The organism is Vibrio sp. MMH1-50 (assembly GCF_022347645.1).
Lineage (GTDB): Bacteria > Pseudomonadota > Gammaproteobacteria > Enterobacterales > Vibrionaceae > Vibrio > Vibrio harveyi.
Genome location: NZ_JAKRGG010000001.1, coordinates 1 through 12,540 on the forward strand (window position 1 = coordinate 1; position 12,540 = coordinate 12,540).

Sequence of the window (12,540 nt, forward strand, 5' to 3'; positions counted from 1 at the left end):
CGATTCTTGATTTAGACCCACTAAACCTTTAAATCGCCGCCGCGTCTACAAACCAAGTCAGTCTCGCTGAACCTAGCATCTCGAGGTTACTTGGGTATACCAAGACTATGTAATTTTGCGGATGTATCCGCACCTTGAGCAGATGTATACCTCTTTGATGCCTATTAGTTTTTGCAATAGGGTGCGTTTTTGACGCTGTAAGTAAATACCGTGCTGGCAAGTGTTCATGAGCAGCCCATACCATTGAATATATGGGCAATAGTTTAGGGAGAGAAGCGCTTATATCTCAATAGCATGTTACTTATATATTTAAGGTTAATGTATTGAATTATAAGGAAATGTTTGATTTTAATTTATGTGAGTACTTACATCACTTCAGGCTAAACAACTCTTCTGCGTTTTTGGTCGTCAGAGCATCAATCGCTTCAAGGCTTTCTCCGCGTAGTTCCGCCACGCGCGCCGCCACTAAAGAAGTGTAAGCTGGTTCGTTACGTTTCCCACGATGTGGAACAGGGGCAAGGTACGGGCAGTCTGTTTCTAGAATTATCCAGTTCATATCCAAATGCGGGATAACCTTATCCATACCGCCGTTTTTGAAGGTTGATACTCCGCCCAGACCTAAGTGGAACCCAAGCTCGTTGATCGCCTGTGCTTCTTCTAAACTGCCGCCAAAACAATGGAATACACCACGCAAGCGACCATCTTGTTCTTGACGAAGTAAGGTCAGTGTTTCTTCAATTGAATCACGAGTGTGGATAACGACAGGCAAATCCATCTCTTTAGCCCAGGTTAACTGAGTCACAAACGCCATCTCTTGTTCTACTCGGAAGGTTTTATCCCAGTACAGATCGATACCGATTTCACCCACTGCAATAAAGTTATGCTTTTCAAACCAGTCACGAATGATTGCCAGTGTTTGCTCAACATTGCCATCGACGTAACATGGATGCAGCCCCATCATTGAACGACAAGTCTCAGGATAAGCCGCTTCGGTTTTTAGCATCGGCTCAATAGACTCAAGATCGATGTTCGGCAGCAGAATTTTATCAATGCCTTGTTCTAAAGCGCGCTTCACCACCTCGTCGCGGTCGTTATCAAATTCGCTAGCGTAAATATGAGCGTGAGTATCGATCATGGTTGGTCTCTATGGTTTATCGGTGTATGGAATTAGTGAGAAGTATACTTGAGTGTGAGTACGGGGTCATTTTCGGTTTTTTTCATGCCGTTTTTCCATATTGCTGCTCGCAAGGTGTATCAAGAGTGATATGATTTTGCCACCAGATGATTTGATCATCGTAACCTTCCAGACAAGGAGAAAGTGGTGTCTGTATCAATTCAAGGTCCATTCCCTGCACGCCGTATGCGTCGTATGCGTAAGCACGATTTTAGTCGTCGTTTGATGGCTGAAAACCAAGTTTCAGTAAACGATTTGATTTACCCAATGTTCATTCTGATGGGTAAAGATCGTCGTGAAAGTGTTGAATCGATGCCGGGTGTAGAACGTTTGTCGATTGATTTAATGCTAGAAGAAGCACAATACCTAGCAAACCTAGGCGTACCAGCAATCGCGCTTTTCCCTGTCGTAAACCAAGACGCTAAAAGCTTATGTGCTGCTGAAGCTTACAACCCTGAAGGTTTGGTTCAGCGCGCAGTACGTGCATTAAAAGAGCACGTACCTCAAATCGGAGTGATCACAGATGTGGCACTTGACCCGTTCACTACTCACGGTCAAGACGGCATCATCGATGAAGATGGCTACGTGATGAATGATGAGACAACCGAAGTACTTGTAAAACAAGCGCTGTCTCACGCAGAAGCGGGTGCAGACGTGGTTGCACCATCAGACATGATGGATGGTCGTATCGGTAAAATCCGTGAAGCACTAGAAGAAGCGGGTCACATCCATACTCAAATCATGGCTTACTCTGCGAAGTACGCATCAAACTACTACGGTCCATTCCGTGATGCAGTTGGTTCATCAGCGAACCTAAAAGGTGGCAACAAGAAAAACTACCAAATGGACCCTGCGAATACGGATGAAGCGCTACATGAAGTGGCGCTTGATATCAATGAAGGCGCTGACATGGTGATGGTTAAGCCAGGTATGCCTTACCTTGATGTGGTTCGTCGTGTTAAGACTGAGCTTCAAGTTCCAACGTTCGCTTACCAAGTTTCTGGTGAGTATGCGATGCATAAAGCAGCCATCATGAATGGTTGGCTAAAAGAGCGCGAGACCGTGATGGAATCTCTGCTTTGCTTCAAACGTGCAGGTGCGGATGGCATCCTGACTTACTTCGCGAAAGATGTAGCAGAGTGGTTAGCGGAAGAAAACGCACAAGCTGCAGAGCACCTAGTAAAGACTCAAGAAGCGACAGACGAGTAATTATCGCTCAATGAGAAAAACCAGACCGACAATTGTTGTCGGTCTGAATATACCCAAGTACCCTCAAGACGGAATACACACGGCTTGAAGTTACTTGGGTATATTTATTTCTGGAGAGTAAGACAATGACAATGCTGATTCGTGAAGGCACGCTGGAAGAAGCGATCCAAGTGGTGGCTCGTGTTACTGAGTTTGCACGTGGTGAGACGGTTGAATCCATGGCGGAGCGTCTTGGGGATAAAAAAAGCTTAATCTTAGTCGCTGAGAAAGCAGGAGCTATCTTTGGCTTTAAAATCGGCTATGAGTTAGATGATTACACCTTTTACAGCTGGTTTGGTGGCGTTGCGCCAGAAGCGCGCAATGAGGGTGTGGCTCAGATGTTATTGGAAGCGCAAGAAGAATGGGTCGCAGAGCAGGGCTACAAAACGTTAAAAGTGAAATCACGCAATCAATTTCCTGCCATGCTTCGTTTGTTGCTAAGAAACGACTATATCATTGAAAAGTTTGAAGAAAAAACCAACTTGCGTGAGTCTCGAGTCCACTTCATTAAGGCGCTATAAAAAATAAATGAGATTTTTTCTCATTTAGGTATTGACTGTTAAATGAGAATCATTATTATTAAACCTGTCTTAGGGAATGAGGAAAGTTCACAAGGACGTTGAGTTGCTAATTAACTGAGTGTTGAGAAGGTAATGAAACATTTTCCCCAGAACTTGCACGAATTCTTTTTGACACGACATTGCTCACATTGCTTCCAGTGTAATTTATAGCTTCTTGGTTAAGCTGCCATATAAATGGAAATAGCTTCACCACTTCTGCTAGGCGACCCAATTGGGTCGCTTTTTTCTTTTCTGAGATTTCTAATTGACGCCTCTATTGGCAACTTTTCCACATGTCATGATCATTTTAGGATCGTTGATCTTCTCGCCTGTTGGTATTTATTTTTATTAAAAACAATATCTTACGTTGGTGTTTTGTTGGTTTTATTTCCGTTGGATAACCAGTGGATAATTTCTATAAACAGAGTTATCCACAAGAAGGTGCAAATTTCGTGAATAACATCGGAAAATTTCCGCGACCTTGATCGAGCGAACAAGATAGATTCGGATCAGCAGTCATGGCATTCTAAGCAGATCTATTAAGTACTGATTTGGATACAGACAATTATGGCAAGTATTCCTGAAAATCCGTTGATTCTGATCGACGGTTCTTCTTATCTATATCGCGCTTTTCACGCTTACCCAGGCACGATGAGTAACGGTGAAATTCCAACTAACGCAGTTTACGGTGTAGTGAACATGTTACGCAGCATGATGCGTCAGTTTGCTTCTGATCGTATCGCAGTGGTTTTCGATGCGAAGGGTAAAACCTTCCGTGACGATATGTACCCGGAATACAAAGCGAATCGTCCACCAATGCCGGACGATCTTCGTTGCCAGATTGAACCTCTGCACAACGTTATTCGCGCTATGGGTCTGCCATTGATCTGTATTCCTGGCGTAGAAGCCGATGACGTGATTGGTACTCTGGCTTATCAAGCATCACAGCAAGGCATGCCTGTTTTGATCAGTACTGGCGATAAAGATATGGCGCAGTTGGTAGATGATAACGTTACGTTGATCAACACCATGACCAACGTTGTGATGGATCGTGAAGGTGTGGTTGAGAAGTTTGGTATCCCACCAGAATTGATCATCGACTACCTAGCGTTGATGGGCGATAAAGTTGATAACATTCCTGGCGTTCCGGGTGTGGGTGATAAAACCGCTACTGCTTTGCTACAAGGCATTGGCGGTCTGACTAAGCTGTATGAAAACCTCGACGATATCGCTGCGCTTGGCTTCCGTGGTTCAAAAACCATGGCTAAGAAGCTAGTCGACAACAAAGACAACGCAATGCTGTCTTACGAGCTAGCGACCATCAAGTTGGATGTGGAGCTGGAGGAGACGCCAGAATCATTGCTAAAAGCAGAACCAAGCACAGATGAACTGATCAAACTGTACGGTCAGTTGACGTTTAAGTCTTGGTTGAACGAGCTATTAGAAGGCGGTACAGGTGTAGTAGAAGCGGATGAATCAACCGGCGCTGCGCGTGGTGGTTCTGCTTCATCTAAAGCAGATATGGATACCTCAGCAGTAAAAATCGACCGTAGCCAGTATGAAACCATCCTAGATGAAGCTTCATTTAATGCTTGGTTAGACAAACTAAAGGCATCTGAATTAATTGCGTTTGATACCGAAACCGACAGCCTAGACTACATGGTGGCAAATCTAGTCGGTCTATCATTTGCGACCGATGAAGGCATTGCGGCTTATGTTCCAGTGGCTCATGACTACCTAGATGCGCCTCAGCAGCTGGATCGTGATTGGGTACTTGAACAGCTGAAGCCGATTCTTGAAGACGACGCTCAAGCGAAAGTCGGTCAAAACCTAAAATACGATGCATCTGTGTTGGCTCGCTACGGCATTGAGATGAAAGGCATCAAGCACGACACTATGTTGGCTTCTTACGTCTACAACAGTGTAGGCGGCAAGCACGATATGGACAGCTTGGCACTGCGCTTCCTACAGCACAGCTGCATTTCATTCGAGCAAATCGCAGGTAAAGGTAAAAACCAACTGACCTTCAACCAAATCGATCTGGATGAAGCTTCACCATATGCTGCAGAAGATGCAGATGTGACACTTCGTCTACATAACCGTTTGTTTGCTAACATCGAACAAGATGAAAAGCTAAAAACCGTATACGAAGAAATCGAAATGCCACTCGTGCCAGTGCTGTCTCGCATTGAACGTACTGGTGTATTGATTGATGACATGAAGCTTAGCGCACAGTCGGTAGAAATTGCTGCACGTCTGGACGAGCTTGAGCAAAAGGCGTACGAGATTGCAGAACAAGAGTTCAATATGAACTCACCGAAGCAACTGCAAGCGCTTCTGTTTGAAAAAATGGGTCTACCAGTTATCAAGAAGACGCCATCAGGCACACCTTCTACCAATGAAGAAGTGCTGCAAGAACTGGCTTTGGATTACCCACTACCAAAACTGATTTTGGAATACCGTGGTCTGGCGAAGCTAAAATCAACGTACACCGACAAACTACCGAAGATGATCAACCCATCAACGGGTCGTGTGCATACTTCTTACCACCAAGCGGTGACAGCAACGGGTCGTCTATCTTCAACCGATCCTAACTTGCAGAACATCCCAATTCGCAATGAAGAAGGTCGTCGTATTCGTCAGGCATTCGTTGCCCCTACGGGTTACAAGATTCTGGCAGTCGACTACTCTCAGATTGAATTGCGTATTATGGCGCATCTATCAGGTGACCAAGCACTGCTTGATGCGTTCCGTGATGGTAAAGATATCCACGCAGCAACGGCAGCAGAAATCATGGGCGTTTCTATTGAAGACGTTTCAAGTGAGCAACGTCGCCGTGCGAAAGCGGTTAACTTCGGTCTAATCTACGGCATGAGTGCATTTGGTTTGGCGAAGCAACTGGGTATTCCTCGTGGTGAAGCTCAAGCGTACATGGACAAGTACTTCGAGCGCTATCCAGGCGTGATGCAGTACATGGAAGACACGCGCAGTGCGGCTTCAGAGCAAGGCTTCGTCGAGACCATCTTTGGTCGCCGTCTACACCTTCCTGAAATTCAATCTCGTAACGGCATGCGTCGTAAGGCGGCAGAACGTGCAGCGATCAATGCACCGATGCAAGGTACCGCTGCGGACATCATCAAGAAAGCGATGTTGTTAGTTGATCAGTGGATTCAAGAAGAAGGCAACGGTCGAGTGAAACTTCTGATGCAAGTACACGATGAACTGGTATTTGAAGTTGAAGAGTCGTCTTTGTCCGAAATTGAAAGTAAAGTACAGAATTTGATGGAATCTGCAGCAGAGCTGAAAGTGCCTCTAGTGGCAGAAGCAGGTCATGGTGACAACTGGGATCAAGCACACTAGTCATTTTTAAGCCAATTTAGCCTATTTAGTATGAGCCAGCGCACAAACGCTGGCTTTTTTGTGTCATTAAAAAAGCAAATCAGATCTGAGATTTAATGTTGCTTAATAAAACTTTCATGAAAAAAAACTACAAAAGTTCTTTGCAAATCTGACCAATTGTTGTACATTATCTCTCGTAGGGTACAGAGGTAAGATGTTCTATCTTTCAGACCTTTTGTTTCACGTTATTGGATTAGGCTGATTCAGCCGCCCCAGTCAGTTTTTGACTGGGGCGTTTTTTATTGGGCGAAAGAAAAATTTTCTTTTTGATCAGTAAGTTAAGCTAAATCCTCAAAAACCTTCTTTTTTGACCTCTCTAAGTCACTGCAAAATCTCGATTTTTCCTTTAAATTTATTGCGTTATTCATGCTGTAAATTTACGCCAGTCACACTATTATTTTTTCTTGAAAGAAACTAAGTTACGTCTTTTTGATACTTCGTTTAACTTAACTATCTGAATGTTAATACTATTGGATGGCTTGGGTGGGGATATTTGTCGGTGAGCAGGAAATAAGATTGCTTTTTAACCTATTGAAATCGAATCTCAGTTCAGTAATGCTTCGCCACATAACAATAATTACCAATTTTTCTCTCCCGTTATCCCTGCCAGGAAGGTGGGGATTTTTATTGCCTGAAATTCACGTTTTTAGATGACAGATAAACAAAAGCCCCACCAAAAGGCAGGGCTGTGTCGAAAAAATTTAACAAATTTTGTTAATTATTCTTCGCCGCTCTCTGGAGCGCCTTGCTCGTCTTCTTCAATCAAGTGTGCAAATGCTGGTGCAAACCAAGTGTCCAGTTTGGCACGTAGCTGATCGACACCTAGACCTTTCAGTGAAGAGAACACGTCAACCGATACGTCACCACCAAATGTTTCCACTTGCTTGCGGATTTTCAGTAGCGTTTGTTTGCGAGCACCGCTTTTCAGTTTGTCTGCTTTAGTCAGAAGAACTTGAACAGGGATGCGGCTGTCGATTGCCCAGAAAATCATTTGTTGGTCGAGATCTTTCATTGGGTGACGGATGTCCATCAGAACCACCAAGCCTTTTAGGCACTCGCGTTTCTGTAGGTATTCACCTAATGATTTTTGCCATTTGTTCTTCATCTCAACCGGTACTTGAGCGAAGCCATATCCTGGCAAATCGACAATGTGACAACCTTCTTCCACTTTGAAAAGGTTGATCAATTGAGTACGACCTGGTGTCTTTGATGTCTTTGCTAAGCTTTTTTGGTTAGTAAGACGGTTAAGTGCACTCGATTTACCAGCGTTTGAGCGTCCTGCAAACGCAATTTCGACACCTTCGTCCTCAGGTAAGTGACGAATATCGGGTGCGCTGGTGATGAAATGCGTGTTTTGGTAATGAATTTTTACGCTCACTGTTAACTCCATCTCGACTTTGTGTAGTCGATTGATTACTTTTTTGTGAAATTGTGTAAAATAACCGTGCTCGGCATAAGGTCGCCTATTGTACCATGAGTGTACGCGGTATGTTCACATTCCGTGGTACTGGAAGCTTGATAATTATAATGGAATGTCATGAAGAAATTAGCGCTAATTTTGAGTCTTTTAGCCAGTTGCTCAGTATGGGCCCAAGGTAATATTGAAGCTGGTAAAGCAAAATCACAAACTTGTGTCGCCTGTCACGGAGCGGACGGTAACAGTGCAATCGCAATGTACCCGAAACTTGCAGGCCAACACGCTAAGTATCTTGAGAAGCAGTTAAAAGATCTAAAACTAGGTATGACTAGTGGTGGTAAGCAAGGTCGTTACGACCCTGTGATGAGTGGTATGGCAATGCCACTGAGCGATGAAGACATCGCTGATCTATCTGCATACTATGCCTCTCTACCAATCTCAGAGAGTTCAACACCAGAAGATGTTGTTGACAAAGGTAAAGTACTTTACACCGCTGGTAACGCAGAACGCGGTCTAACCGCATGTATCGCATGTCACGGCCCTCGTGGTAACGGCACTGAGCTTTCAGGTTTCCCTAAAATTTCTGGTCAGCACTCTGACTACATCAAAGCTCAGCTAGAAAAGTTCCGTGATGGTAACCGTGGTAACGATATGAACGCCATGATGCGTGACATCGCGAAAAAAATGACAGACGAAGACATCGAAGTTCTGTCGAAATACGTTGGCGGTCTGCACTAAACCCCTACATAGTTCGAGCACAGTTATACAAATATGCCCTAGCTTTTTTGCTGGGGCATTTTTGTTAGTGATCTTGATCACATATGGATTTTCATTCACAAGTGATAGTTAGCTAGGTGCTTTGTGAGACATTTGCCATACTTGTTCGATACTATTTCTCATCTTGTTCTTTAAGTTATTGATAGATTGAACTATTTATTTTTGACCCAAAAAAACTATCAATAATTTTTTTCAATGACTTGTCGGTTTTTATCCAGTCCGTAAAGTAGAGGCTGTTCACAAGGAGTGAATGACAGGAATTTAGACCATGGATATAAGGTCTCCAAGGACGCAAACGAAGGACGTTTGATAGTCGGAAAAGGGACTTAGGTAGGCAAGGAGCCTATCAGATATGGATGGTCATCTAGTCTAACGGTTAAGACAGCGAAACGGATCAAGCTCAGGAAGTAGCTCAGTAGACAGGAAGTAAACGGATAGCCAAAACTCATCAGGAAGATGAAGAACAACACTTTTTGGCAAGGAAAGCTCGAAAAACAAAAGGATTCTTGGTGCACCAAATGAGTGCAACACAGTTTCGCCACTATTGGTGGCATTCAGAAAGCGACAGTCTCACTGTCGCTTTTTTTATACCTTCAATTCCGATAAAAACTTTTTTAACAAAAACTGCTGAAAAAGTATCCAGTAACACTCCAATCTGAGTCCACTTTCTGGTATGTTTCGCATCCCTGTTTGAGGAAGTCAGCATGCACACCTGTCCTTTATGCCAGAATCAGCGCACTCACCACTTTTTTGAAGATAAGCAACGCGAGTATCTTCAATGTGAGCAGTGCAGTTTGGTATTCGTCAATCCAGACCAACGTTTGGATGCGGAAACTGAAAAAGCTCACTATGATCTGCATGAGAACAATCCTGAAGATATGGGATATCGCCGTTTTTTGGCACGAATTGCTGACCCAATCGCAGAGCGAATTTCACCACAATCGAACGGAATCGACTTTGGTTGTGGTCCGGGCCCTACGCTTTCCTTAATGTTAGAAGAAGCGGGGCACAACATGGCATTGTACGATCTTTACTATCACCCAGATACTTGTGTGTTGGAAAAGCAGTACGATTTCATGACAGCAACAGAGGTGATCGAACACCTCTACCACCCAGATATGGTGTGGAAGCAATGGTTGAATTTAGTTAAGCCAGGTGGCTGGATAGGCCTGATGACGAAAATGGTCATCGATGTAGAAGCCTTTCGGACATGGCACTATAAGAACGATCCGACGCATGTGGTGTTCTTTAGCCGTGATACGTTCCAGTTCCTAGCAGAGCGGGATAAGCTCGAACTCGAATTTATTGGTAATGATGTAATTTTACTGAGGAAGACCCAGTAATGAGCCGTAAAAAGAAATCAAGAAAGCCAGGTGCCTCTGGCGCACCTGAGTTTGTAGTAACTCGTAACCGTACAGAATCAGATGTAGAAGGTCGTCTACGTAAGCGCGCGAAAAAGCGTAAAGGCTTGAAGACTGGTAGCCGCAATTCTGATGCGGAAGAGCAGAAGAAACAAGCCGCAGCGCAAAAACGCGATCCTCGCTTAGGAAGCAAGAAGAAGATTCCTCTGATTGTTGAGCCAGCGAAGAAGCAAACTAAACAAGAGCGTCGTCTATCTGCTGAGCAAGAGCTAGAGATGCTAGAAAACGATGCGCAATTGAACGTGTTGTTGGATCGTATCGAAGCGGGTGAGAACCTAGGTACTGGTTTACAGAAATATGTAGACGAGAAGCTAGATCGCATCGAGAAGCTAATGGATCAACTAGGTCTACTAGAGCCGGAAGAAGACGACGAAGACTTTACTGCGCCAGCAGTAAAAGGGTCTCGTAACGACGACGATCTACTTGCAGACTTCGACGATATCAACTTCGACGACTACAAAGGATAAGTAATCCATGAACGTAACCTTATTAGCGATTGCGGGTGCAGTGATTATTATCGCGCTGGCTTCTTATGCAGGTTACCTTCTGCTTCAATTGAAAAAGCAAAAGGAATTGCAGCTGAAGCATCAAAAATTGGCGATCGATAAGCGTAACGCCAACATTTTTGAGAACGTGCATACCTTGTGTCAGGCGGGCATCCAAGGGCAATGTGACTTGTCGGAAATCAGTATTCGTGTTTACAACATCATGGATTATGTCCAAGGTGAAGACCGTATCGATTTTGATGCCACATACCCTGCGATTTCTGAGTTGTACCATACCGTGAAAGATATGGCGCGCGGCGAAGAGCGCCAGCAGCTTGCCAAAAAAGAACGTATGCAACAGAACCTGACGCGTCACAAAGCTGAACAGCGCTTAACGGACGCGATCATCGAAGAGCTCAAAGTGTTGCAAAAAGACGTTCAGCCACTGAATAACCAAATCAATATTCAGATGATCTAATTGGTGCCCCCGATGGTTTCCTTATAACCAATGGGGGTATCGTGATCACGCTAGCACTTCTTTGGTTTTATACTTAAAAAGCCGACAGCGACTACCGTAGTTGTCATCGTCGTATGGCAAAATAACGGTTTCTGAATATCGGGCGACGGCTTTCGTCTCCCTAGCATTTAACGGAAAGTACCACCATGTCGAATCAACACACTGAATCGAAACAGCAAATCGTCTGGGATCAAGCGGTATTGGATAAGTACAACTACTCTGGCCCGCGCTACACGTCATACCCGACAGCACTGGAGTTTCATGAAGCGTTTACCATTTCGGACTACGATATGGCATGCACTCAGTACCCAGATCGTCCGCTATCTCTGTACGTTCACATTCCGTTTTGTCATAAGCTTTGCTACTACTGTGGCTGTAATAAAGTCATTACTCGCCATTCGCATAAGGCTGACGAATACTTGGATGTACTTGAGCACGAGATTCGTCAACGCGCGTCACTATTGGGTGAACGCCAGGTGACTCAATTGCACTTTGGTGGTGGTACACCAACTTTCCTATCTGAAAAGCAAATCACGCGTGTGATGAACTTGCTACGCCAAGAGTTTACGTTTAGTGCGGATGCGGAAATCAGTATTGAAGTTGACCCACGTGAAATCGAGCTCACTATGCTGGATCACTTGCGTGGTGAAGGCTTCAACCGTCTGAGCATTGGCGTGCAGGATTTCAATAAAGAAGTTCAACAGCTCGTGAACCGTGAGCAAGATGAAGCATTTATCTTTGCGATGGTTGCTCGCGCAAAAGAACTTGGTTTCCGCTCAACCAACCTTGATTTGATTTATGGTTTACCGAAGCAAACTAAGGCATCTTTTGCGAAGACACTAGAGCAAGTGTTAGAAATGCAGCCAGGTCGTTTGTCTGTGTTTAACTATGCGCACATGCCACAACTGTTTGCTGCGCAGCGTAAGATCAAAGATGAAGATTTGCCAAAAGCGGAAGAGAAGATGGCGATTCTGCAAGACACCATCGCTACGCTAACAGGTGCTGGTTACCAGTTCATCGGTATGGACCACTTTGCTATGCCAGATGATGAGCTTGCTGTTGCTCAACGTGAAGGCATCTTGCACCGCAACTTCCAAGGTTACACGACGCAAGGTGAATGTGACTTGGTAGGCTTTGGTGTTTCTGCAATTTCAATGATTGGTGATGCCTACGCACAAAACCAAAAAGAATTGAAAAAGTACTACGCACAAGTGAATGAATCTCGCCACGCGCTGTGGAAAGGTGTATCACTGGATGCGGATGATTTGCTACGTCGTGAAGTGATCAAACAGCTTATCTGTAACTTTAAGCTGGATAAGAAGGCGATTGAGTCTGAATTTGGCGTTAAGTTTGAGCAATACTTCAAAGAAGACCTAGAGCTACTACAAACCTTCATTAATGACGAGTTAGTGGAAGTGGATGACCGTGAAATTCGCGTTACGCTTCGTGGTCGTCTGTTGATCCGTAACATCTGCATGAGCTTCGATAAATACCTAAGAGCGAAAGCGCGTCAGCAGCAATTCTCGCGCGTTATCTAATCTT

General features: G+C 44.4%; 11 protein-coding genes. 9 read left to right on the forward strand and 2 right to left on the reverse strand.

Annotated elements, in window-relative coordinates:
* Positions 1 to 370: 370 nt before the first annotated feature.
* Entirely contained in the window at positions 371 to 1,135 is a 765-nt protein-coding gene (locus MHO32_RS00005) for a TatD family hydrolase (protein ID WP_239210467.1), read from the reverse strand.
* A gap of 186 nt (positions 1,136 to 1,321) precedes the next feature.
* On the opposite strand from MHO32_RS00005, the gene hemB reads away from it, so the two are divergent.
* From hemB to MHO32_RS25880, 4 genes are all read left to right on the forward strand, one after another.
* Positions 1,322 to 2,383 carry a porphobilinogen synthase gene (gene hemB, locus MHO32_RS00010; RefSeq protein ID WP_005448548.1) on the forward strand — a complete coding sequence of 354 codons (1,062 nt, stop codon included), beginning with the start codon at positions 1,322 to 1,324 and terminating at the stop codon, positions 2,381 to 2,383.
* Between the two features lie 125 nt (positions 2,384 to 2,508).
* Entirely contained in the window at positions 2,509 to 2,943 is a 435-nt protein-coding gene (locus MHO32_RS00015; RefSeq protein ID WP_239210468.1) for a GNAT family N-acetyltransferase, read from the forward strand.
* Positions 2,944 to 3,549: 606 nt separating this feature from the next.
* Positions 3,550 to 6,342 (forward strand): DNA polymerase I, encoded by a 2,793-nt coding sequence (polA, locus tag MHO32_RS00020; protein WP_050907070.1) that lies wholly within the window; start codon positions 3,550 to 3,552, stop codon positions 6,340 to 6,342.
* Positions 6,343 to 6,535: 193 nt separating this feature from the next.
* Positions 6,536 to 6,583, forward strand: a complete 48-nt coding sequence (locus MHO32_RS25880) for a hypothetical protein (protein WP_438356636.1) — start codon at positions 6,536 to 6,538, stop codon at positions 6,581 to 6,583.
* Positions 6,584 to 7,099: 516 nt separating this feature from the next.
* Here MHO32_RS25880 and yihA read toward each other — a convergent pair.
* Positions 7,100 to 7,759, reverse strand: coding sequence for a ribosome biogenesis GTP-binding protein YihA/YsxC (gene yihA / locus MHO32_RS00025; RefSeq protein WP_009698995.1), 660 nt, complete (start codon positions 7,757 to 7,759; stop codon positions 7,100 to 7,102).
* A gap of 159 nt (positions 7,760 to 7,918) precedes the next feature.
* Here yihA and MHO32_RS00030 point away from each other — a divergent pair, with 159 nt between their 5' ends.
* The 5 genes from MHO32_RS00030 (at position 7,919) to hemN (ending at position 12,536) form a co-directional block, all read left to right on the forward strand.
* Positions 7,919 to 8,536: a c-type cytochrome gene (locus tag MHO32_RS00030; protein ID WP_005448544.1), complete on the forward strand. Its 618-nt coding sequence runs from the start codon at positions 7,919 to 7,921 to the stop codon at positions 8,534 to 8,536.
* 743 nt (positions 8,537 to 9,279) lie between these two features.
* Complete coding sequence (locus MHO32_RS00035; protein WP_005448542.1) at positions 9,280 to 9,918, forward strand: class I SAM-dependent methyltransferase; 639 nt, start codon at positions 9,280 to 9,282, stop codon at positions 9,916 to 9,918.
* Positions 9,918 to 10,463, forward strand: a complete 546-nt coding sequence (gene yihI, locus MHO32_RS00040) for a Der GTPase-activating protein YihI (protein WP_005448540.1) — start codon at positions 9,918 to 9,920, stop codon at positions 10,461 to 10,463. Before MHO32_RS00035 ends, yihI begins: the two co-directional genes overlap by 1 nt.
* Positions 10,464 to 10,470: 7 nt before the next feature.
* Positions 10,471 to 10,959, forward strand: coding sequence for a DUF2489 domain-containing protein (locus MHO32_RS00045; RefSeq protein ID WP_009702678.1), 489 nt, complete (start codon positions 10,471 to 10,473; stop codon positions 10,957 to 10,959).
* 185 nt (positions 10,960 to 11,144) lie between these two features.
* A complete protein-coding gene (gene hemN, locus MHO32_RS00050) occupies positions 11,145 to 12,536 on the forward strand; it encodes an oxygen-independent coproporphyrinogen III oxidase (RefSeq protein WP_005448537.1) in 1,392 nt (463 codons plus the stop codon).
* The last annotated feature ends 4 nt before the right edge of the window (positions 12,537 to 12,540 follow it).